Origin of the sequence: Acidovorax soli (genome assembly GCF_014207955.1) — a bacterium.
Classification (GTDB): Bacteria; Pseudomonadota; Gammaproteobacteria; order Burkholderiales; family Burkholderiaceae_C; genus Acidovorax; species Acidovorax soli_A.
Window position 1 is genome coordinate 263,960 of the sequence record NZ_JACHLK010000004.1, and the last position, 22,873, is coordinate 286,832.

The following is a 22,873-nucleotide window of genomic DNA, read 5'->3' on the forward strand; positions in this document are numbered from 1 at the left end:
CGGTTTGTCTCCCGAATTCCAGAAAGCCCTGCCATGAGCCTCCAATGCGGCATCGTGGGCCTGCCCAATGTGGGCAAGTCCACCCTCTTCAACGCGCTGACCAAGGCCGGCATCGCCGCCGAGAACTACCCGTTCTGCACCATCGAGCCCAACACCGGCGTGGTCGAGGTGCCCGATCCCCGCCTGCAGAAGCTGGCCGGCATCGTCGAGCCCGAGCGCATCGTGCCGGCCATCGTCGAGTTCGTGGACATCGCCGGCCTGGTGGCGGGCGCCTCCAAGGGCGAAGGCCTGGGCAACCAGTTCCTGGCCCACATCCGCGAGACGGACGCCATCGTCAACGTGGTGCGCTGCTTCGAAGACCCCAACGTGATCCACGTGGCGGGCCGGGTCGATCCCATCGCCGACATCGAGGTCATCCAGACCGAGCTGTGCCTGGCCGACCTGGCCACCGTCGAGAAGGCCCTGAACCGCTATAGCAAGGCCGCCAAGTCGGGCAACGACAAGGAGGCGGCCAAGATCGTCTCCCTGCTCACGCCCATCCAGGCCGCGCTCGACCAAGGCAAGCCCGCGCGCAGCATCACGGTGAGCAAGGAAGACGCGCCCCTGCTCAAGCAGTTCTGCCTGATCACCGCCAAGCCCGCCATGTTCGTGGGCAATGTGAGCGAAGACGGCTTCGAGAACAACCCGCTGCTCGACCGCCTGAAGGAATATGCCGCCGCCCAGGGCGCGCCCGTGGTCGCCATCTGCGCCAAGATCGAAGCCGAGATGGCCGAGATGGGCGACGAGGACCGCGACATGTTCCTGCAGGAGATGGGCCTGGAAGAACCCGGACTGAACCGCCTGATCCGCGCCGGCTTCAGCCTGCTGGGCCTGCAGACCTACTTCACGGCCGGCGTCAAGGAAGTGCGCGCCTGGACCATCCACATCGGCGACACGGCGCCCCAGGCCGCCGGCGTGATCCACGGTGACTTCGAGCGCGGCTTCATCCGCGCCCAGACCATCGGCTTTGACGACTACATCGCCTACAAGGGCGAGCAGGGCGCGAAGGACGCAGGCAAGATGCGCGCCGAAGGCAAGGAATATGTGGTCAAGGATGGCGACGTGCTGAACTTCCTGTTCAACGTCTGACCCTTTGTGGCCGATTCCTCGGCAGGCGCCCCAGGGTGCCTGCCCCCGCATCCCTGCTGGGCCCTGGGCCTTGCAGGGATTTTTTTATGCGCCCGAATCCCCGATCCCCATGAACCCCGGAATCCTCTACGCCAGCCTGGCCTATGTCGCCTGGGGCCTGCTGCCCCTGTACTTTCGCCAGGTGGCCGATGTGCCTGCGCTCGAGGTGGTGGTGCACCGAACGGCCTGGGCGCTCATGTTCCTGCTCGCGGTGCTGGGGCTGCGCCGGCAGTGGGCCTGGCTGCCGGCCCTGCTGCGCCAGCCGCGCGTGGTGCTGGCGTTTGCGCTATCGGCGCTGCTGCTCTCCTCCAACTGGCTGACCTATGTCTGGGCGGTGCAGAACCAGCATGTGGTGGACGCCAGCCTGGGCTATTTCATCCTGCCGCTGGTCAATGTCGCCATGGGCTTTTTCTTTCTGCACGAGCGGCCGCGCCCGGGGCAGTGGCTGGCGGTGGCCGTGGCGGCCGCAGGCGTGCTGTGGCTCACGGTGCAGACCGGGCGCCTGCCGTGGATTGCACTGGTGTTGGCGCTCACTTTCGGTATCTATGGGCTGGTGCGCAAGCTGGCACCGCTGGGGGCGCTGGAAGGCCTGGCGCTGGAGACGCTGATGCTCGCGCCCCTGGCCTTCGGCGCCATGGCCTGGTGGGCCTGGCAAGGCCAGGGCGTGCTGGTGCAGGGCGATGCCGCCCACATCGGCTGGCTGGCGCTGGCGGGGCCGCTCACGGCCATTCCGCTGCTGCTGTTCGCCGCCGGGGCCCGCAGGCTGCCTTTGGCGACGCTGGGCATCCTGCAGTACATCTCGCCCAGCCTGCAGTTCGCCCTGGGCGTCTGGCTGTTCCATGAGCCGCTGCAGCCCTCCCGGCTGGCAGGCTTCGTGCTTATCTGGGCGGCATTGCTCGTCTACAGCCTGGAAGGCTGGTGGCAGGTGCGTGCGGGCACGGCCGTGGCTGCGGCAGACCGCTGACCCGCGCGGGCGGGCGCTGGCGGGCGGGGCCGCTACTGGAAAACACGGGGGTGGCTGCAGGGGGCTGTACCTAAAATACCGGGTCCCGTGATCGGGGCCCCAAGACTGTGCGTGCGCGCCCTGTCTGTGCGCCAGGGGCCGGTGCGAACCCGCCCTGGCCCTGGTGGCTGTCCATTGACTGAAAAAACGAACGTTTCCAACCAAGTGCACAGACCACCATGGGCGCCACCTCCCCCCTCGCGACGCTGTTTGGGCGCAAGAAGCCGCTGTTCGCCAACACCGATGCCTTTCCGCTGACGGACGCCATCCTGGAGTTCGATGACTCCAGCGATGAGCCGGCGGCGCAGCGCCACCTCTCGCGCCGCGAGATGGACCTGGCCGGCCAGCCGCGCGACCGGGCCGCCGCCCGGCGCTGGTGGGTGGCCAGCGCGCTGATCGCGCTGTATTTCCTGGCGCTGCTGGGCTTCCATGCGCTGGGCATGGTGCAGGCGCGCACCGTGTTCGTCGCGCTGGCGCTGGTGGCGGTGGGCGTGCCCGGTTTTGCCCTGGCCTTCGCGCTGGGGCTGCACCACCGCGCCCGGGACAAGCAGCTCAAGCTGCCCATCGCCATGGTGGCCAGCGCCAGCCTGCTGGTGCTCTGCTACCTCGACCCCATCCTGCAGATCCTGATGGCGCCGTTTGCCTTCATCGTCGTGGCCTATGCCATGTACCGGGTGTCGGGCCGCGCGCTCATGGCCCTGGCCGGCGTGCTGATGGGGGGCTACGCGCTGGTGATTGGCCTGCACCATGCCGAGCAGGGCAACGAGGCGCTGCTGCGGCTGGAGCTGGCGCACTGGCTGTCGCTGGCGCTGGCGCTGCCGGCCTTCATCCTGCTGATCGGCAAGGTGCAGAAGCTGCACCGCATCCTGCACCGCGCGAGCCGCAAGATCCGCAACATCCAGGAAGATGCCCAGCGCGACACCCTGGTGGGCTGCTTCAACCGGCGCTACACCGTGGCCGCGCTCGAAGAGCAAAAGCAGCTGGCCGACGAGAGCGGCATCCCGCTGTGCCTGGCGGTGATCGACCTGGACCATTTCAAGCGCATCAACGACGAACTCGGCCACCTGGGCGGCGACGAGGTGCTGCGCACCTTCTCGCGCGTGGCGCAGGACAATGTGCGCGCAGGCGACATCTTCGGGCGCTATGGCGGGGAGGAGTTTTTGCTGATCTTCCCGGGCACCTCGCTGCTGCCCGCGCTCAATACCTGCGAGCGCATCCGCGCCCACGTGGAGTCGCATGCCTGGCCCGCAGCGCTGCAAAGCCGCGTGTCCGTGTCCATCGGCGTCACGCAGTACATCCTGGGCGAGTCGGTGCTCGAATTCTTCTCGCGTGCCGACACGGCCATGTACATGGCCAAGGAAGGCGGGCGCAACCAGGTGGTGGTGGAAGAGCCCGTCTCCAAGGGCGACTCGTCCATTGCGCCCCTGGGCACCGAAAAGGATTTCCTGGGCACCCCAGCGCCCTGATCAGCCGCCCAGTTGCCCCGGCATGAAGTGCAGCAGCACGGTGGTCATCACCAGGTAGCGCATGAACTTGCCCACGGCCATGTAGGCCAGGCAGGGCCAGAACGGCAGCTTGAGCCAGCCGGCCACGGCGCACAGCGGGTCGCCTGCCACGGGCAGCCAGCTGAGCAGGCAGGCGCGCGGCCCGAAACGCTCCAGCCAGGCCAGGGCACGCACATTGGTGGCATGTCCGCGCGCCTTGTCCACCGCCTTGTGGGCCCCCAGGCCCATCCACCAGCTGACGCCGCCACCCAGCGTATTGCCCACCGTCGCCACGAGGATGGCAGGCCAGAACATTTCCGGGTTGAGCTTGATGAGGCCGAATACGGCCGGCTCCGATCCCAGCGGCAGCAGCGTCGCCGAGACGAACGAGACGACGAAGACGGTGCTCAGGCCGAACTGCGGCAGGGCCAGCCACTGCATCAGCTGGTGCATCCATATTTCCATGCATCGGAGTTTAGAGGGGGGGCGTACCCGAAAAGCCGGGTAGGGCTTCCGTCCTACAGGGGCGCGCGCCATCTGCGCATGGCCCACCGCCTGCCGGATTTGTATCGTTCATGGACGCTACCGCTCACGCAGGAGGCCCCATGCACACCATCCATCGCACCCCCACCACCGCCAGCCGCAGCCCCTGGCTGTCGCTGGCAGCGGTCGCGTTGCTGGCTGCGTGCGCGCAGAGTCCCCAGGCGGCCGTGCCCCCCGTGGCGCTGGCCGCGCCCTCGGGTGCGACCAGCGTGGTGCAGGGTCAGGACTGCGGTGCCACCGGCCAGCCGGCCGCCCTGCGTGCTGTGGACGACAGCCTGAAAGCCCTGGGACTGGCGCTCAAGGCGCGCTGCCATGCCGAGAGCGGGGCCTGGGTGGTGCGGGTGGCCGTGGTCGATGGCCTGCGTGCCAGCAAGCTCGTGCGCGGCCCCCTGGCCGATGGCGGCGAGGTGGACATGGGCACGCCGTCCGGCGTGGTGGCCCCGGCCAGCCAGGTCTTCTCGCCCGATGTGCACTACAACCGCCAGTGGCTGCGCACGCTCATGGCACGCCACCAGTTCGACAACCTGCCCGATGCCTGGTGGCATTACACCCAGCGCGGCGTGCCGGCTCCGGCCAGCGATACCGATCTCGCGGCCCGCTGACCGGCCCCTTGCAGGGGCAACGCACTATTGCTGCGCTGCAGCATGCGTGCCCCAAAAAAGTCGCGCAGATTTCATTTGCTGAAATTTTAAGCAGGTACAATCCTGCCTCCTTTTTCGGCATTCGCGGCATTCGCGCACCCCATCCCTTCCATGCAGATCGGCCACATTCCTTTGGCGAACGCCCTGTTCGTCGCCCCGATGGCGGGCGTCACGGACCGGCCGTTCCGCCAGTTGTGCAAGGCGCTGGGGGCGGGCTATGCCGTGAGCGAGATGGTGACCTCGCGCAAGGACCTGTGGAACAGCCTCAAGACCTCGCGCCGGGCCAACCACGAAGGGGAGCCCGGGCCCATTGCCGTGCAGATTGCCGGCACCGAGGCGCAGATGATGGCCGAGGCCGCGGTCTACAACGTGGAACGTGGCGCACAGATCATCGACATCAACATGGGCTGCCCGGCCAAGAAGGTGTGCAACAAATGGGCGGGCTCCGCCCTGATGCAGGACGAGGCGCTGGCCGTGTCCATCGCGCAGGCGGTGGTCGAGGCCTGTGCACCGCACAAGGTGCCCGTCACGCTCAAGATGCGCACCGGCTGGTGCCAGGAGCACAAGAACGCCGTGGCATTGGCGCGCCAGTTCGAGGCCGTGGGCATACAGATGCTCACGGTGCACGGGCGCACGCGCGAGCAGGGCTACAAGGGCCAGGCCGAGTACGACACCATCGCCGCCGTGAAGGCAGCGGTGCGCGTGCCCGTGGTGGCCAATGGCGACATCACCTCGCCCGAGAAGGCACGCGACGTGCTGGCGGCGACCGGGGCCGATGCCATCATGGTCGGCCGCGCGGCCCAGGGGCGACCCTGGATCTTCCGCGAGATCGGCCACTTCCTGGCCACGGGCGAGCACCTGGCGCCACCGCTGGTGGCCGAGGTGCGGCGCCTGCTGCTCGACCACCTGCAGGACCACTACCACCTGTATGGCGAGCTGACCGGCGTGCGCAGTGCGCGCAAGCACATTGCCTGGTACCTGCGCAGCATGCCGGGCGGCGAAGTCTTTCGACAACACATCAACACCATAGAGGACTGCGCGACCCAGTGGCAGGCGGTGGCGGATTATCTGGATGCCCTGGCGCAGCAGATGGACCGCTTTCCCGCCGCGAGTGCCCTGGCGGCCGACGCAGACCCCAGCGAAGAACAAGAGGGATTGGCTGCATGAGCAAGAAACACATAGAAGAATGCGTGCGCGAGAGCCTGCAGGGCTACTTTCGCGACCTGGGCGGCGAGACGCCCGATGGCATGTACGACATGCTGGTGCGCGTGGTTGAACGCCCGCTGCTGGAAGTCGTGATGCAGCAGGCCGACAACAACCAGTCGCGCGCCGCCGAATGGCTGGGCCTGAACCGCAACACCCTGCGCAAGAAGCTGGTGGAGCACAAGCTGCTCTGACCCCCTGCTGCGCCGGTGCAGTTGCCGGCAGCTGCACCCCACTCGATTCCAAACTCCCCTACCGATCTGCCATGAACGCACTTCTTTCCGTCTCCGACAAAACCGGCATCGTCGAATTCGCCCAGGCGCTGCACGCCCTGGGCATCAAGCTGCTGTCCACCGGGGGCACGGCCAAGCTGCTGGCCGACAAGGGCCTGCCCGTGACCGAGGTGGCCGAGGTCACGCAGTTCCCTGAAATGCTGGACGGCCGCGTCAAGACCCTGCACCCCAAGGTGCACGGCGGCCTGCTGGCGCGCCGCGAGCTGCCCGAGCACATGGCGGCGCTCAAGGAGCACGGCATCGACACCATCGACCTGCTGGTGGTCAACCTCTACCCCTTCGAGTCCACCGTGGCCAAGGCCGGCTGCACCCTGGCCGACGCCATCGAGAACATCGACATCGGCGGCCCTGCCATGGTGCGCAGCGCCGCCAAGAACTGGAAGGACGTGGGCGTGCTGACCGACGCCTCGCAGTACCCGGCCGTGCTGGCCGAGCTCCAGGCCGCGGGTAAGCTCTCCGACAAGCTGCGCTTTGCGCTGTCGGTGGCTGCCTTCAACCGCATCGCCCAGTACGACGGCGCGATCAGCGACTACCTCTCGTCCGTCACGTTCGAGGAAGAGAAGCTGTCGGAGACCTATGTGCCCGCGCGCGCCCAGTTCGCAGGCCAGAGCAACGGCATCTTCACCAAGGTGCAGGACCTGCGCTACGGCGAGAACGCCCACCAGCAGGCTGCGCTGTACCGCGACCTGCACCCCGCGCCCGGCTCGCTGGTCACCGGTGAGCAGCTGCAGGGCAAGGAACTATCGTACAACAACATCGCCGATGCCGATGCCGCCTGGGAATGCGTCAAGAGCTTCGAGGCACCGGCCTGCGTGATCGTCAAGCACGCCAACCCCTGCGGCGTGGCCGTGGGCCTGGATGCGCTGGACAGCTACGGCAAGGCCTTCCAGACCGATCCCACCAGCGCCTTCGGCGGCATCATCGCCTTCAACCGCGCGGTGGACGGCAAGGCCGCACAGCAGATCTCCAAGCAGTTCGTCGAGGTGCTGATGGCGCCCGACTTCACGGCCGAGGCACTGGAAGTCTTCAAGGCCAAGGCCAATGTGCGCCTGCTCAAGATCGCGCTGCCCGCCCACGGCGGCACCACCGACTGGCAGCGTGGCCGCAACGCCATGGACGCCAAGCGCATCGGTTCGGGCCTGCTGCTGCAGACGGCCGACAACCATGAGCTGTCGCTGACCGACCTGAAGGTCGTGACCCAGAAGCAGCCCACCCTCGAAGAGATGGAAGACCTGCTGTTCGCCTGGAAGGTGGCCAAGTACGTCAAGAGCAATGCCATCGTCTTCTGCAAGGGCGGCATGACCATGGGCGTGGGCGCCGGCCAGATGAGCCGCCTCGATTCGGCCCGCATCGCCAGCATCAAGGCCAGCCATGCCAACCTGAGCCTGCAGGGCACGGTGGTGGCGAGCGACGCCTTCTTCCCCTTCCGCGACGGCCTGGACGTGGTGGTCGATGCGGGCGCCACCTGCGTGATCCAGCCCGGTGGCTCCATGCGCGACAACGAAGTCATCGATGCCGCGAATGAGCGCGGCGTGGCCATGGTGTTCAGCGGAGTGCGCCACTTCAGGCACTAAGTACAACCCCCTGAGTCGCTTCGCGCCTTCCCCCTTCCCGAATGGCTGCGCCATTCGGGAAGGGGGACACCGCCAGCGCGGCGGGGCGGCCCTTGCGCGGCGGTCCTGGCTTGGGCCGCGCGCCTTGCTGGCAACTGAGGAAAGAAAAAAGGCGGCCTGGGCCGCCTTTTTTTGTGGTCTTCCGCCTCAGGCGCCGAAGTCCATCGGCAGGCCCACATAGTTCTCGGCCAATGCGGTCGATGCGGCGCGCGAGTGGATCAGGTAGTCGAGCTCGGCCTCCTGCATCTTCTGGCCGAACTCGCCGGTGTCGGGGAAGCGGTGCATCAGCGAGGTGAACCACCACGAGAAGCGCTCGGCGCGCCAGACGCGGCGCAGGCAGCGGTCGGAGTAGGTGTCGATGCCGGCATTCGACTTGTCGCCGTAGTGATCGGCAAACGCGTTCCACAGGTAGCCCACGTCGCTGGCCGCCAGGTTCAGGCCCTTGGCGCCCGTGGGGGGCACGATGTGGGCCGCGTCGCCCGCCAGGAACAGGCGGCCAAAGCGCATGGGCTCGGCCACGAAGCTGCGCAGTGGGGCGATGCTCATCTCCAGCGCCGGGCCGGTGACCAGGTGCTCGCGGGCCTCGGGGTCCAGGCGGTTCGCGAGCTCGGCCCAGAACTGCTCGATGCTCCAGTTCTCCACCTTGTCGGTGTCGGGCACCTGCAGGTAGTAGCGGCTGCGCGTGGTGCTGCGCATGCTGCACAGCGCAAAGCCGCGCTCGGTGTTGGCATAGATCAGCTCGTGCGAGACGGGTGGCACGTCGGCCAGCACGCCCAGCCAGCCAAAGGGGTAGACGCGCTCGTAGGTCTTGAGCGCGCCCTCGGGCACGCTGGCGCGGCACACACCGTGGTAGCCGTCGCAGCCGGCGATGAAGTCGCAGCGCAGCTCGTGCGCCTGGCCATCCTTCTCCCAGGTCACGCGTGGCTGGCTGCCATCGAAATCGTGCACGCGCACATTGGCGGCCTCGTACACGGTGGTGAGGCCCGCGGCGGCGCGCGCATCCATCAGGTCGTGTGTGACCTCGGTCTGTCCGTAGACCGTGACGCGGCTGCCGCCGCTCAATGCATGCAGGTCGATGCGGTGGCGCGCGCCCTTGAACAAGAGTTCGATGCCGTCGTGCGGCAGGCCCTGGGCATGGGCGCGCGCGCTCACGCCGGCTTTTTCGAGCAGGTCCATGGTGACCTGTTCGAGCACGCCGGCGCGGATGCGGCCGAGCACGTAGTCGGCGCTGCGCTGTTCGATGATGACGGCCTCGATGCCGGACGTGTGCAGCAACTGGCCGAGCAGCAGGCCGGCCGGGCCGGCGCCGATGATGGCAACCTGGGTACGCATGGGGGAACCTCGCAAAGCTGGGGATGAACGGGCCCTGGAAACGCTCTCGCAGGGCATGGCCCAAGCGTAGGTTGATGCAGGTCAAAGCGCGATGCCGCCAGGCCGGTTGCGTGCGATCAGTGGACGCTTTGTGCGATCATCGCGCAATGCTTGAGTGCCCGACCGCCTGCCGCCCATGACCACCGCCGCCACCCCCATCGCCAAGGCCGACCTCATCGAGGGCATGGCCAAGGGCATGGCCGTGCTGGAGAGCTTTGATACCGAGCGCCAGCGCCTGAACGCCACGCTGGCCGCGCAGCGCACTGGGCTCACGCGCGCGGCGGCGCGCCGGCACCTGCTCACGCTGGCGCACCTCGGTTACCTGGAGAGCGATGGCAGCTACTTCTGGCTGGCGCCCAAGGTGCTGCGCTTTTCGGGCAGCTACCTGGCCTCGGCGCGGCTGCCGCGCGTGCTGCAGCCCACGCTCAACCGCCTGGCGGCGCAGACGCAGCAGTCCTTCTCGGCCGTGGTGCTCGACGGCAGCGAGGTGGTGATCGTGGCGCGCAGCGGCGTGTACGGCGCGCCCTCGCGCGTGCTGGCCTATGGCCTGCACCTGGGCGCGCGGCTGCCGGCGCACCCCACCTCCACCGGGCGGGTGCTGCTGGCGGCACTGCCTGCACCCGCACTCACGGCCTGGCTCAAGGGCGCCACGCTGCAGCGGCTCACGCCCCACACCCTCACCCAGGTCGGGCCGCTGCGCCAGGCCATCGCGCGCGCGCGCCGCGACGACTGGTGCCTGGCGGTGGAGGAGCACGAACTGGGCGTGCACGCCCTGGCTGTGCCCCTGCGCAACCTGCAGGGGCAGACCGTGGCGGCGCTCAATGTGGTGGCTTCGCCCAAGCAGCTGGACGAGGGCAGCCTGCAGCGGGAGATGCTGCCGCTGCTGCAGGAAGCAGCGCGAGAACTGCGCGGCCTCCTTTAGGTGCTTACTTCGCGAGCAGTTTGAACACTTCGCGCGCGGCAGCCACCGTGGCGGCGATGTCCTCTTCGCTGTGCGCCGAGCTCACGAAGCCGGCTTCGTACAGCGCGGGCGCGATATAGATGCCGCGGTCCAGCAGCCCATGGAACAGCTGGTTGAAGCGCGCGCTGTCGGTGGTCAGCACCTCGGGGTAGCTCTGGGGCAGGGTGGGCAGCAGGAAGAAGCCGAACATGCCCCCTTCGCAGTCGGCGCTGAACGGCACGCCTTCGGCGGCAGCGGCGGCCTTCAGGCCCTCCACCAGCGACTGGGTGCGGGCCGACAGGGCTTCGAAGAAACTGGGCTTTCGGATCTCGCGCAGTGTGGCCAGGCCGCAGGCCGTGGCTACGGGGTTGCCCGACAGCGTGCCGGCCTGGTACACGGCACCGATGGGGGCCAGGTGCTCCATGATGGCGCGCGGCCCGCCGAAAGCCGCCAGCGGCATGCCGCCGCCGATCACCTTGCCCAGCACGGTGAGGTCGGGCGCAAAGCCCGGGATGCTTTTCGCGTACACGCCCTGCGCGCTGGTGAGGCCCACGCGGAAACCCGTCATCACCTCGTCGAGCACCAAGAGTGCGCCATATTGGGTGCACAGCTCGCGGCAGCGCTGCATGAAGGGCACGCTGGCGCGCACGAAGTTCATGTTGCCGGCGATGGGCTCGATCATCAGGCAGGCCAGGTCCTTGCCATGCAGGGCGAAGGCTTCTTCCAGCTGGGTGATGTCGTTGTATTCGAGCACCAGGGTGTGCTGCACCACCTCGGGCGGCACGCCCGCGCTGGTGGCGTTGCCGAAGGTGGCCAGGCCCGAGCCGGCCTTGACCAGCAGCGCATCGGCATGGCCGTGGTAGCAGCCGTTGAACTTGATGATCTTGCTGCGGCCTGTGGCGCCGCGCGCCAGGCGGATCGCGCTCATGCCCGCTTCGGTGCCCGAACTGACCAGGCGGATCATCTCCATCGAGGGCACCAGGCCGATGATCTCCTCGGCCAGTTCGACCTCGCGCTCGGTCGGTGCGCCAAAGCTGAAGCCCTCCAGCGCCGCCTTCTGCACCGCTTCGACCACGGCCGGATGGCCATGGCCCAGGATCATGGGGCCCCAGGAGCCGATGTAGTCGATGAAACGCTGGTCGTTGGCGTCCCAGAAATGGGCGCCCTGGGCGCGTTTGACGAAGCGCGGCGTGCCGCCCACGGCCTTGAAGGCGCGCACGGGCGAATTCACGCCACCGGGGATCAGCGCCTTGGCGCGTTCGAACAGGGGGATGTTGAGGTCAGTGCTTGGTGTCATGGGGGGGCATCACAAAGCCTTCGATGGCCGTGCTGTCGTCAATCGCGGTGTCGTCCTCTTCGGCTTCCTCGTCCTCGGGCTGGGCCCAGAACATGCGGTCGGGCACGATGTGCCCCATGCCGGGGCGGAAACCGGCGTCCAGGCAGCGATCCAGGTAGCCCAGCGCCTCGCTGGTGGCCTCGCCCAGATCGTTGCCGCTGGCCACCAGGGCGGTGAGTGCAGCCGACAGGGTGTCGCCTGCGCCCGAGAATGTGGCGTCGAAGAGCTCGAACTTGCCGCTGCCCAGCACGGTCTGCGGCGAGGCCAGCACGTTCTCGACGAACTGCTCGGGCAGGGGGATGCCGGTGACCAGGGTGTAGGGCACGCCCATCTCGGAGGCCGCCCGGGCGATGTCGCGCGCGGTCGGGTTGCGGTCGCTTTTCCAGTCCGGCAGCAGCCAGCGCCACAGCGTGCTGTGGTTTCCAACCAACACTGAGGTCTGCGGTAACAACAACTCACGGAAAGCGTCCAGGTACTCGTCGATCTGCTCATCCGTCCACCAGGACAGGTTGGGCATGTAGGCTATGACTGGAATCTCGTCATAGTCTGTGGTTATTTCGGCGATGGCGCTGATGTTCTCGGGGCTGCCCACGAAACCCACCTTGATGGCCTGCACCGGCATGTCTTCGAGCACTGCCCGGGCCTGCTCGGACACGGCCTCGTCGTCAAAGCTGAAATGGTCGAATATCTGCGCCGTATCACGTGCGTAGGCGCCTGTGACCACCGCGACGGGGTGGCCTCCGACCGATGCGATGCTGCTGATGTCGGCCGTCAGGCCGCCGGCGCCGCTGGGGTCGCTGGCGTTGAAAACCAGCACGCAGGCCGGGCTGGCTTCTTCGCCGGATGCGTCATCGGCGTCACCGATTTCGGAAGGGGGGAGTGCAGAGGATGTCATGGGCCAGTGGCAGCATAGGGGGTGGCAAGGAAGCCGCAGCCCGGGGAGATGACTAGATACAATCGTTGCATTCTATGTGAAGGCCCTTTAAGCTGTGACCGACTCTAAAACTTGGATGTGTTTGATTTGCGGGTGGATATATGACGAGGCAGAGGGTGCGCCCGAGCACGGCATCGCCCCCAACACTCCATGGGACCAGGTCCCCATGAATTGGACCTGTCCGGAATGTGGCGCCCGCAAGGAAGATTTCGAGATGGTTCAGATCTGATGCGCGGCTTTTGGGCCGCGCTGTTTATTTTTCCATCGGGAGCATTAGCAATTGACTACAACAGGCGCATCTTTCAAAGTGCTCGTGGTGGATGACAGCAATACCATCCGCCGAAGCGCCGAGATTTTTCTCAAGCAGGGGGGGCACGAAGTCTTGTTGGCAGACGACGGCTTTGATGCTTTGGCGAAAGTGAACGATTACCAGCCGCAGCTGATTTTCTGTGACATTCTCATGCCCAAGCTCGACGGGTACCAGACCTGCGCGATCATCAAGCGCAATGCCCGTTTCGCAGATACTCCGGTGGTGATGCTGTCCTCCAAGGACGGCGTGTTCGACAAGGCGCGCGGGCGCATGGTCGGCTGCCAGGAATATCTCACCAAACCGTTTACCAAAGACCAGTTGCTGCAGGCTGTGCAGCAATTCGGCAATTCCCAACAAGGAGCGATGTAATGCCCATCCAGAAAGTTCTGGTCGTCGACGATTCGAAGACCGAGTTGATGTTTCTGACGGACCTGCTGCAGAAAAAAGGCATGCAGGTGCGCACGGCGGAGAACGCCGAAGAAGCCTTCCGCCGCCTGGCCGAAGACAAGCCCGACCTGATCCTCATGGACGTGGTGATGCCCGGCCAGAACGGTTTCCAGCTCACGCGCGCGATCACCCGCGATCCGCTGTACGCCGATGTGCCCATCATCATGTGCACCAGCAAGAACCAGGAGACCGACCGGGTCTGGGGTATGCGCCAGGGTGCGCGCGGCTACATCACCAAGCCGGTGGATCCCGCCGAGCTGCAGGCCAAGATTGACGCGCTGAACTGAGGCGGCGGCGCGTTCATGGCCAACCGCGAAGCCCTCCGCGAGCTACAAGTCCGACTGGCCAGCCGCCTGCAGGCCGCCAGATCGGAAGGCTTGTCCGTATCGTCCTGGCTGGCTGTCGAGACAGCAGGGCAGTACTACCTTCTACCTCTCGCCCAATCGGGCGAGATTTTTCCTTGGGTCACCGTCCAGCCCGTGCCGTACACGCAAAGCTGGTTCCTGGGGGTTGCCAACCTGCGCGGCGGGCTGGTCGGCGTGGCCGACCTCGCTGGCATGCTGGGTACTACGGTCACGCGCTCCGAGCAGGCCCTGGCCGAGTCCAGCCTGCTGGCCTTCAATGCCGTGCTTGAAGTGAACGCCGCGCTGCTGGTGGACCGCCTGGCCGGTCTGCGCGGCACGGAGTCCTTCGTGTCGTCGGAGCCTCCTGCACCGGAATCTCCCGCATTCTTCGGCACCACCTACATCGATGCAGGTGGTGCGCGCTGGCAGGAGCTCAATTTGCAGATCCTGTCCCAACATCCCGCTTTCCTGAGCATCAGTGCTTGAGTTTTTCTGTAAGGCTGCACCATGTCCGTCGTCAATCAATTTGGAAAACTGTTCAACCGGAAGCCCGGCACGCCGGACGCCGCAGCGGGCAATGCTGCGGCCGATGACGGCCAGGACGCACTGGGGACCGGTTCGCTCGAGGCAGCCGCGCTGCGCGAGTACCAGAGCGATGCGATGAACAGCGTGCAGGGGGATCCCGGTGGCTACCCCTCCGAGCTCAGCGAACCCGATAGCGATGACGACCTGATCTCCCTGCCGGTGCTGGGCACCTCCACGGCAGCCGGCCACCAGCGCCGCCTGCTGGCCTTGCTGGCCATCGGTGTGGTGGTGCTGGGCGCGATTGCCGCCTGGGTGCTGCAGCAGGCGGACCGCTCCGCACAGCAGCTCGCCGCTACCGGCCAGTCCCTGATGCAGTCGCAGCGCCTGGCCAAGTCGGTGTCGCAGGCCCTGGTGGGCAGCCCCCAGGCCTTCCCTGACGTGGTGGAAAGCTCGGGCGTGCTGGCGCGCAACGTGCGCGCCCTGACCGCGGGTGACATCGAGCTCGGCGTGCAATCGCTGGGCGAGCCCTACAAGCCCGATCTGGATGCCGTGACGCCGCTGATGGAGCGCGCCGAACGCAACGCCGGTGTGGTGATGGGCCAGCAGAAGATCCTGACCCAGGTGGGCGACGCTCTGCGCACCATCAACCGCCAGTCGTCCGACCTGCTGGAAATCGCCGAGACGGTGTCCTCGCTCAAGCTGCAGCAGAACGCCCCCGCCGCCGAAATCTCGGCCGCCGGCCAGCTCGTGATGTTGACCCAGCGCATCGGCAAGTCCGCCAACGAATTCCAGACCATGGAAGGCGTGAGCCCCGAGGCCGTGTTCCTGCTGGGCAAGGACTTGAACTCGTTCAAGGAAATCGCCCAGGGCCTGCTCGACGGCAGCCCCGAACTGCGCCTGGCCGCCACCAAGGACGCGCAGACGCGCGAGCAGCTTGACGGCCTCGTGAAGCTGTACGAGCAGACCCGTACGCAGGCCAGCGCCATTCTGGGCAACCTGCAAGGCCTGGTGTCCGCCCGTGAAGCGCAATCCGCCATCATTGCCGACAGCGAACCGCTGCGCCGCCAGCTCGAAGGCCTGCAGACCAAGCTGTCCGCCCAGACCGGCCTGGGTGCCGGCCAGATCGCTGCCCTGGGCCTCGCCGGTCTGTTCGTGCTGCTGTGCGGTATCGGTATTTCGCGCGTTCAGCTGCTCGACAGCCGTGGCCGCCAGGTCGCTGCCGAATCGCAGCAAAAGGACGCCAAGCGCCAGGAGCAGGAAGCCAAGCGCGTCAACGACGCCAACCAGGCCGCCATTTTGCGTTTGATGAACGAACTGCAGTCGGTTGCTGAAGGCGATCTGACCCAGGAAGCCACCGTGACCGAGGACATCACCGGCGCCATTGCCGACTCGGTGAACTACACGGTGGAAGAGCTGCGCCAACTGGTGGGCAGCGTGCAGAACACCGCGACCCGCGTGGCGCAGACGACGGCCCAGGTGGACTCCACCTCGACCGAACTGCTCGCGGCCTCGACCGAGCAACTGCGCGAAATTCGCGAAACCGGCCGCTCCGTTCTGGACATGGCGACCCGAATCAACGAAGTGTCCACGCAAGCGCAAGAGTCGGCCACTGTGGCCCGCCAATCGCTGCAAGCTGCCGACTCCGGTCTGCAGGCCGTGCAGAACGCCATCGGCGGTATGAACTCCATCCGCGACCAGATCCAGGACACCTCCAAGCGCATCAAGCGCCTGGGCGAATCCTCGCAGGAGATCGGTGAAATCACCGAACTGATCTCGGACATTACCGAGCAGACGAACGTGCTGGCCCTGAACGCCGCCATCCAGGCCGCATCCGCTGGTGAAGCCGGCCGCGGCTTCTCGGTGGTGGCGGAAGAAGTGCAGCGCCTCGCTGAACGCTCCGCAGACGCCACGCGCCAGATCTCGGCACTCGTGAAGGCCATTCAGACCGACACGCAGGATGCCGTGGCCGCTATGGAACGCTCCACGCAGGGTGTGGTGGAAGGGGCCCGCCTCTCCGACTCCGCCGGTACCGCACTGACCGAAATCGACCGCGTGTCGCGCCGCCTTGCCGAGCTGATCGAGCAGATCTCCTCCTCCACCTCGCGTGAAGCCGTTCTGGCCAACGAAGTGGCCGACAACATCCAGCACATTTTTGCCGTGACGGAGCAGACCGGAGAAGGTACCCGTACCACGGCCCAACAGGTGCGCGAACTGTCGCACATGGCCGAAGAACTGCGCCAGTCTGTCGCCCGTTTCAAGATCGCCTGAGGCGATCCGTAGTCATCAACCAGCTGGCTCATTGCAGCCGGGGACGAACCCATGCCATCTATTGATGTCAAAAATGCACCGGCCGCAGACTGGACCCAGGGAGATCAGGACCTGGGTCCTTTGGCTTGGGTGCTCGACGAACTGCGCAAATCCCTGGGCGGTGCCGTCAAATCCATGCGCCGTTTTGTGCGCGACACGGAAACCGCGAGCGAATCCGATCTGGCGGCCCTCGATGCCGGCGCCCTGCGCATCGCGCGCCAGCAACTGCACCAGTCCAGCGGTGCGCTCGAAATGGTGGGCATGGGCCCACCGGCCCTGGTGCTGCGCGCCATGGAAGCCGCTGTCCAGCGCTTCGTGCAGCGCCCCGAGTTGTGCACCGACGAGGCCACCAACACCATTGAAAAAGCCAGCTTCGGCCTGATCGAATACCTGGAGAGCGTGCTGGCGGGCAAGGGTGTCTCGGCCGTCGCGCTGTTTCCCCAGTACCGCGATGCCCAGGCCCTGGCCGGTGCCGAGCGCGTGCACCCGGCCGATCTGTGGCCCGTGGAACGCCGTTTCCGCGAGCCCGAAGTCACCATCCCGGCCGAACCGCTGCCCTATGGCCCGCAGGCGCGCGCGCTGCTGGATGCCGCCGTGCTGCGCATCGTCAAGACAGGTGATGCCAAGGCCGCCCGCAGCATGTACGAGACCTGCCTGGGCTTCGTGGCCGCCCAGCAGGACCGCCAGTCGCGTGCGTTCTGGAAGATCTGCGCCGCCTTCTTCGAGGCCTTTGCCGGCGGCCTGCTGCCGCCCGACGTGTATGTGAAGCGCGTGGCCTCCCGCGTGCTCATGCAGTACGCCACCCTGGCCAAGGGCGACAACACCATCGCCGACCGCCTGGTGCAGGACCTGCTGTTCTTCTGCTCGCAGACCACAGTGCCCGCAGGCGCCGCCGACAAGTTCCCCGCGCTGATGACCGTGCGCCATGCGTTCAGCCTGGACCGCTTCAAGCCCGTGGAGTACGAAGTGGCGCGCTTTGGCCGCTTCGACCCGGCCGTGCTGGCCCAGGCCAGGAAGCGCATCGCTGCCGCCACCGAAACCTGGTCGGCCCTGGCCGGCGGTGACCGCAACAAGATCAAGCCCGCAGCCGACCAGTTCAGCCTGGTCTGCGATTCGCTGCGCAAGCTCAGCCCCGGCAGCGAGAAGCTGGCGGTGGCGCTCACGCAGGTGATGGATGCCACCATCAAGTCCGGCGAGCCGCCATCGGCCGAGTTGGCCATGGAAGTGGCGACCTCGGTGCTGTACCTGCAAGCCGCCTTCGAAGAACTCGATTCGGCCGAAGAGCAGATGGCCGAGCGCGCCGCCCGCCTGTCCGAGCGGCTTGCTGCGGTGGGTGCCGGCGCCGAGCCCGAGCCCCTGGAAGCCTGGATGGAAGAGCTGTACCGCCGTGTCAGCGACAACCAGACCATGGGCAGCGTGGTGGACGAGTTGCGTGCCACCCTGGCCGAGGCCGAGAAGTGCCTGGACCTGTTCTTCCGCGACCCCAAGGACGTCTCCGTGCTGGCACCGGTTCCGGGCCACATGGCGCAGATGCGCGGCGTGCTGTCCGTGCTGGGGCTGGACCAGGCCTCGATGGCCGTGGTGCGCATGCGCGACACCGTCGACCGCCTGCTGATCAACGACATTCCCGAGGAAGAACGCCAGCCCGCGTTCGAGAAACTGGGCAGCAGCATGGGAGCCCTGGGCTTCCTGATCGACATGCTGAGCTACCAGCGCGCCATGGCGCGCAAGCTCTTTGTCTACGACGAAGAGCAGGGCGAGCTGCGCATCCTCACGGGCCGCACCCGTTCCCGTGCCACCGACAACACCCAGGAAGCCACGCCCGCCAAGCTCGAAGAGCGCGCGGCCGTTCCGCTGCCCGACGTGGTGCCGCGCTTCCCGGTCGAAGAGCCGGAGAGCGCCCCGACCGACTTCTCGCCCCTGCCCGGCGAATTTGCGGAACCTGCCCCCGCGCCTGCGCCGGTGGAACAGCTGGCTCCCGATATCGGCTTCGGCCATCTGGGCGCGGCCCCTGCCGCTCCCGTGGCCCCTGCCCAGGCCGCCCCGGCACCGGTACCGGTGGCGGTGACTTCGGGCCCGGTGGTGCGCCCGCCCGTCGAGGTCGAAGACGAGCTGCTCGAGATCTTCCTCGAAGAAGCGCGCGAAGTCGTGGCCACCGGCCTGGCGGCCATCGCCACGCTGCGCCATGAACCCGGTGAGCTCAGCGAGCAGACCACGCTGCGCCGTGCCTTCCACACCCTGAAGGGCAGCTCGCGCATGGTGGGCCTCAACGACTTCGGCGAAGCCGCCTGGTCGATGGAGCAGGTGCTCAACGCCTGGCTGGCCGAGCAAAAGCCCATGAAGGCGCCGCTGCTGCAGCTGTCCACCGACACCCTGAACGCCTTTGGCGACTGGGCCGACAGCCTGGCAACCGGCAGCCCCACGCACTGGCAGCCCGAGGCCTTCCGCAAGGCCGCAGAAGCCATGCGCCAGGACGGCACCCTGCTGCCCCTGACCTCGGCCGCTGCCGAGCCCGCTGCAGCTCCTGCACCGGCACCGGCCGAAGAAGTGCCGGCCCTGATCGACGTGCCTGCCGACATCGTGGCCGAGGTGCCTGCCGAGCTGCCCGAGGCCGTGCCCCAGCCGGTGGAGGTGCCGGAGCTGATCGAGATTCCCGCCCTGGCCGAGCCGGTGGCCGAAGCCCTGCCGCTGGAAGAAGAAGAGATCGTCCACGTCGACTTCGAATCCACCGAAGTCCCGGAAGACGCCATCGAGCCCGAAATCGTCGCGCTCGAAGCACCCCAGGAAGTGCCCGACACCAGCTCCACGGTCACCGAAGAGATCGACTTCGCGGTGTTTGCCGACGCGGTCGCCCAGGTGCCCGAGATTCCCGAAGTGCCCCAGGCCATCGAGCTCCCCCCGGTGGCCGAGCCCGTCGCCGCCGCTCCTGCGGTGGACTTCGACCTGCCGATGCTCGACAGTTTCGAGGCCGCGGCAGAGCCGGCCCCAGCACCCGTGCCCGAGCCCGTGGTGCCGGCCGTGGTCGACACGCCGTTCGAGTTCCAGCTCGACGACCAGTTGCTGGAAGCCGGTGCCCCGGCCCCTGCACAGCCCGAGGCCGTGCCCGAACCCGAAGCCCTGCTGGCCGCCTTTACCCCCGAACCTGATCTGCCGCCCGCGGCCGTGGTGGACGCGCCTGCGCCCATGGCCCCAGCCGCACCAGAGCCGCTGCCCGAAGTGCTGCCCGAGCCCGTGGCCAGCCCCGTGGCTCCTGCGGTCGCTGCCGTGCCCGAAGAGCCACCGTTCGACGAGGCCGTCAAGGTCATCGAGACGCTGCGCATCGGCATCCCGCTGTACAACGTCTACCTGAACGAAGCCGACGAATGGTCGCGCCGCCTGGCCACCTGCCTGCAGGAATGGTCGCTGGAACTGCACGAACCCCTGCCGGACACGGCCGTAGCGCTGGCCCACTCGCTGGCGGGCAGTTCCGCCACGGTGGGCTTCACGGCCCTGTCCGAGCTGGCGCGCGTGCTCGAGCACGCCCTGCAGCATGTGCAGCTGCAGACGCGCGGCACCAAGGAGCAGGCCCAGGTCTTCCTGGATGCGTCCGAAGACATCCGCCGCCTGCTGCACCAGTTCGCCGCCGGCTTCCTCAAGGAGCCGAGTCCCGACGTTCTGGCCGCGCTGCGCCAGATCCTCGAGACCGAGGTCGACAACACCCTCACACCCGCCGAGGACGAAGTCGACGCTGAAGTCGAAGTCGAAGCGGTGGCCGAGCCTGAGCCCGAACCCCAGGCCGAACCGGAGCCCGAATCCGTGCCGGAGCCCGAGGCCGTGGTGGCCCCGGTGGTGGTGCCCACGGGCCATGTGGCGCCCGCGCTCTCGCCGGTGGTGCACGACGACGACCACGACTACGCGCATGAGCAGCAGGTGGACGATGCCATCGCCCGCGCGGTGGAGCACGCCTCCGACATCGATGACGACATCGACGCCATCGACGTGATCGACCCCGACCTCTTCCCGATCTTCGAGGAAGAGGCCCAGGAACTGCTGCCCCAGCTGGGCGGCGCCTTGCGCCAGTGGGCGTCGCGCCCCGACAACCTGGGTGCCCGCAGCGAAGTGCTGCGCGCCCTGCACACCTTGAAGGGCAGCTCGCGCCTGGCCGGTGCCATGCGCCTGGGTGAAATGGCCCACCGCCTGGAATCCGCCATCGAGCAGCTCGATGTGGAAACCGTCACCAGCGCCGAGATCGAGCCGCTGCAGGCCAGTTTCGACGGCCTGGAGGCCAACTTCACGGCCCTGAGTGCCATTGGCCAGAGCCCGGCCGATGCGGTCGTGCCCCTGCCCGTGCCGGCCCGTGCCGAAGCCGCTCCGGTCGCTGCGGCGCCCGCCCCCGCTGCAGCCCCGGCCGCTGCCGCTGCTGTACCCACCGAGCAGCGCGCTGCGCCTGCCGCCCTCGTGGCCCCGGCCGTGCGCCTGCCCGGCCCATCGCAACTGGCCCCGCTGCGCGTGGCGGCCAACCAGTCGGTGCGTGTGCGCGCCCAACTGCTCGACCGCCTGGTCAACCAGGCCGGCGAGGTCATGATCAGCCGCTCGCGCCTGGACGTGCGCCTGTCGCAGTTCCGCTCCTCGCTGACCGACCTGTCGGGCAACCTGGACCGCCTGCGCCTGCAGCTGCGCGACATCGAGGTGCAGGCCGAATCGCAGATGCAATCGCGCCTGGCCCTGTCCAAGGACTCGGCGGCCGGCTTCGACCCGCTGGAGTTCGACCGCTTCACCCGCGTGCAGGAACTCACGCGCATGATGGCCGAGTCGGTCAACGACGTGGCCACCGTGCAGCGCAACCTGCAGCGCACCATGGAAGGTGCCGAAGACGACCTGATCGCCCAGGGCCGCCAGGCGCGTGAACTGCAGCGCGACCTGCTGCGCACCCGCATGGTGGAGTTCGAAGGCATTGCCGAGCGCCTGTACGCCGTGGTGCGCCAGGCCTCCAAGGAAACCGGCAAGCAGATCAAGCTCGACATCACCGGGGGTTCCATCGAAATGGACCGCGGCGTGCTGGACCGCATGACCCCGGCCTTCGAGCACCTGCTGCGCAACTGCGTGGCCCACGGCATCGAGAACCCCGAAACCCGCGTGGCCGCCGGCAAGCCGGCATCGGGCACCATCCTCGTGGACCTGCACCACGAAGGCAACGACGTGTCGGTGGAGTTCCGCGACGACGGTGCCGGCCTGAACCTGCCGCGCATCCGCGAGAAAGCCATTGCCCAGGGCCTGATCGAGCCCGGCCTGGAGCTCAGCGACGCCGACGCCGCCAACCTGATCTTCACGCCCGGCTTCAGTACCGCCAGCGAAGTGACCGGCCTGGCCGGCCGCGGCATCGGCATGGACGTGGTGCGCTCCGAGATCAACGCCCTGGGGGGCCGCATCGAGACCACCACCGAAACTGGCAAGGGCGCGGCCTTCCGCATGGTGCTGCCGCTGACCACCGCCGTGACGCAGGTGGTGATGCTGCGTGCCGGCGAGCTGTCCATCGGCGTGCCCGCCAACCTGGTGGAAATCGTGCGCCGCACCTCGGTGCCCGACCTGCAGGAAGCCTACAAGGCCGGCCACTTCGACGACGGCATGGAGCAACTGCCCTTCTTCTGGGCCGGTGCCCTGCTGCAGGCCTCGGCCCGCAGCCACGAGACGGTCGGCAAGACACGCCCCGTGGTGATCTTCCGAAGCGCTTCGCAGCGCATCGCCATGCACGTGGACGAAGTGCTGGGCAACCAGGAAGTCGTGGTGAAGAACCTCGGGCCGCAGCTGTCGCGCCTGCCCGGCCTGGCCGGCATGTCCGTGCTGGCTTCGGGTGCCGTGGTGCTGATCTACAACCCGGTGGCCCTGTCCACCGTGTACGGCGACCAGGTGCGTGCGGCCAGCGAAAACCTGCCCATGGTCACCGACAAGGTGGAGGCGGGCGGCCCGAGCAGTACGCCGGTGCCGGCCGGTGTCAACCAGGTGCCGCTGATCCTGGTGGTGGACGACTCCATCACCGTGCGCCGCGTCACGCAGCGCCTGCTGCAGCGCGAAGGCTACCGCGTGGCCCTGGCGGCCGACGGCCTGCAGGCGCTGGAGCGGCTGCAGGAAGAGCGCCCCACGGTGGTCCTGTCGGACATCGAAATGCCGCGCATGGATGGCTTCGACCTGGCGCGCAACATCCGCGCTGGCGGGGCCCTGCGCGACCTGCCCATCATCATGATCACCTCGCGGATCGCTGAAAAGCACCGCGAGCATGCGATGGAGCTCGGGGTGAACCACTACCTGGGCAAGCCTTACTCGGACGAGGAGCTGCTCAGCCTGATCCAGCACTACGCCCGCATCGCCGCTGCCGCCGAAGCCTGATCCCACCGCCGAACGCCTGCATCCTCACCGGTGCAGGCGTTGGTGTTTG

General features: G+C 67.5%; 18 protein-coding genes. 14 read left to right on the plus strand and 4 right to left on the minus strand.

Annotated elements, in window-relative coordinates; all coding sequences use genetic code 11:
- Positions 1–33: 33 nt before the first annotated feature.
- The 3 genes from ychF (at position 34) to HNP48_RS12865 (ending at position 3,636) form a co-directional block, all read left to right on the plus strand.
- On the plus strand, positions 34–1,128 hold the full coding sequence (gene ychF, locus HNP48_RS12855; protein ID WP_184857396.1) for a redox-regulated ATPase YchF: 1,095 nt from the start codon (positions 34–36) through the stop codon (positions 1,126–1,128).
- A 109-nt stretch (positions 1,129–1,237) separates the two neighbouring features.
- Positions 1,238–2,131, plus strand: coding sequence for an EamA family transporter RarD (gene rarD / locus HNP48_RS12860; RefSeq protein WP_184857398.1), 894 nt, complete (start codon positions 1,238–1,240; stop codon positions 2,129–2,131).
- A 218-nt stretch (positions 2,132–2,349) separates the two neighbouring features.
- Complete coding sequence (locus tag HNP48_RS12865; RefSeq protein ID WP_184857400.1) at positions 2,350–3,636, plus strand: diguanylate cyclase; 1,287 nt, start codon at positions 2,350–2,352, stop codon at positions 3,634–3,636.
- Here HNP48_RS12865 and HNP48_RS12870 read toward each other — a convergent pair whose 3' ends face one another.
- Positions 3,637–4,107, minus strand: a complete 471-nt coding sequence (locus HNP48_RS12870) for a YqaA family protein (RefSeq protein WP_184857402.1) — start codon at positions 4,105–4,107, stop codon at positions 3,637–3,639.
- A gap of 152 nt (positions 4,108–4,259) precedes the next feature.
- On the opposite strand from HNP48_RS12870, the gene HNP48_RS12875 reads away from it, so the two are divergent.
- From HNP48_RS12875 to purH, 4 genes are all read left to right on the plus strand, one after another.
- Positions 4,260–4,799 (plus strand): M15 family metallopeptidase, encoded by a 540-nt coding sequence (locus HNP48_RS12875; RefSeq protein ID WP_184857404.1) that lies wholly within the window; start codon positions 4,260–4,262, stop codon positions 4,797–4,799.
- A gap of 150 nt (positions 4,800–4,949) precedes the next feature.
- On the plus strand, positions 4,950–6,005 hold the full coding sequence (dusB, locus tag HNP48_RS12880) for a tRNA dihydrouridine synthase DusB (protein ID WP_184857407.1): 1,056 nt from the start codon (positions 4,950–4,952) through the stop codon (positions 6,003–6,005).
- The gene (locus HNP48_RS12885; RefSeq protein ID WP_015015597.1) at positions 6,002–6,235 is read left to right on the plus strand and encodes a Fis family transcriptional regulator; all 234 of its coding nucleotides are present in this window, start codon (positions 6,002–6,004) and stop codon (positions 6,233–6,235) included. Before dusB ends, HNP48_RS12885 begins: the two co-directional genes overlap by 4 nt.
- Positions 6,236–6,306: 71 nt before the next feature.
- Positions 6,307–7,908: a bifunctional phosphoribosylaminoimidazolecarboxamide formyltransferase/IMP cyclohydrolase gene (gene purH / locus HNP48_RS12890; protein ID WP_184857409.1), complete on the plus strand. Its 1,602-nt coding sequence runs from the start codon at positions 6,307–6,309 to the stop codon at positions 7,906–7,908.
- A 186-nt stretch (positions 7,909–8,094) separates the two neighbouring features.
- Here purH and pobA read toward each other — a convergent pair whose 3' ends face one another.
- On the minus strand, positions 8,095–9,279 hold the full coding sequence (gene pobA / locus HNP48_RS12895) for a 4-hydroxybenzoate 3-monooxygenase (RefSeq protein ID WP_184857411.1): 1,185 nt from the start codon (positions 9,277–9,279) through the stop codon (positions 8,095–8,097).
- Between the two features lie 175 nt (positions 9,280–9,454).
- On the opposite strand from pobA, the gene HNP48_RS12900 reads away from it, so the two are divergent.
- The gene (locus tag HNP48_RS12900) at positions 9,455–10,240 is read left to right on the plus strand and encodes an IclR family transcriptional regulator C-terminal domain-containing protein (protein ID WP_184857413.1); all 786 of its coding nucleotides are present in this window, start codon (positions 9,455–9,457) and stop codon (positions 10,238–10,240) included.
- A gap of 4 nt (positions 10,241–10,244) precedes the next feature.
- Here the strand turns inward: HNP48_RS12900 and hemL are convergent, their stop codons facing one another.
- Positions 10,245–11,555: a glutamate-1-semialdehyde 2,1-aminomutase gene (gene hemL / locus HNP48_RS12905; RefSeq protein WP_184857415.1), complete on the minus strand. Its 1,311-nt coding sequence runs from the start codon at positions 11,553–11,555 to the stop codon at positions 10,245–10,247.
- A complete protein-coding gene (locus HNP48_RS12910; protein WP_184857417.1) occupies positions 11,539–12,489 on the minus strand; it encodes a bifunctional hydroxymethylpyrimidine kinase/phosphomethylpyrimidine kinase in 951 nt (316 codons plus the stop codon). Before HNP48_RS12910 ends, hemL begins: the two co-directional genes overlap by 17 nt.
- Positions 12,490–12,583: 94 nt before the next feature.
- On the opposite strand from HNP48_RS12910, the gene HNP48_RS12915 reads away from it, so the two are divergent.
- The 6 genes from HNP48_RS12915 to HNP48_RS12940 are packed head-to-tail and all read left to right on the plus strand — an operon-like array spanning position 12,584 to position 22,824.
- Positions 12,584–12,757 (plus strand): rubredoxin, encoded by a 174-nt coding sequence (locus tag HNP48_RS12915; protein ID WP_007853166.1) that lies wholly within the window; start codon positions 12,584–12,586, stop codon positions 12,755–12,757.
- A 51-nt stretch (positions 12,758–12,808) separates the two neighbouring features.
- Entirely contained in the window at positions 12,809–13,207 is a 399-nt protein-coding gene (locus HNP48_RS12920; RefSeq protein WP_005796099.1) for a PleD family two-component system response regulator, read from the plus strand.
- Entirely contained in the window at positions 13,207–13,572 is a 366-nt protein-coding gene (locus tag HNP48_RS12925) for a PleD family two-component system response regulator (protein ID WP_007853160.1), read from the plus strand. Before HNP48_RS12920 ends, HNP48_RS12925 begins: the two co-directional genes overlap by 1 nt.
- A 15-nt stretch (positions 13,573–13,587) precedes the next feature.
- Positions 13,588–14,115 (plus strand): chemotaxis protein CheW, encoded by a 528-nt coding sequence (locus HNP48_RS12930; protein WP_184857419.1) that lies wholly within the window; start codon positions 13,588–13,590, stop codon positions 14,113–14,115.
- Between the two features lie 21 nt (positions 14,116–14,136).
- A complete protein-coding gene (locus HNP48_RS12935; RefSeq protein ID WP_184857421.1) occupies positions 14,137–16,422 on the plus strand; it encodes a methyl-accepting chemotaxis protein in 2,286 nt (761 codons plus the stop codon).
- Between the two features lie 51 nt (positions 16,423–16,473).
- The gene (locus tag HNP48_RS12940) at positions 16,474–22,824 is read left to right on the plus strand and encodes an Hpt domain-containing protein (protein WP_184857423.1); all 6,351 of its coding nucleotides are present in this window, start codon (positions 16,474–16,476) and stop codon (positions 22,822–22,824) included.
- Positions 22,825–22,873: the final 49 nt, after the last annotated feature.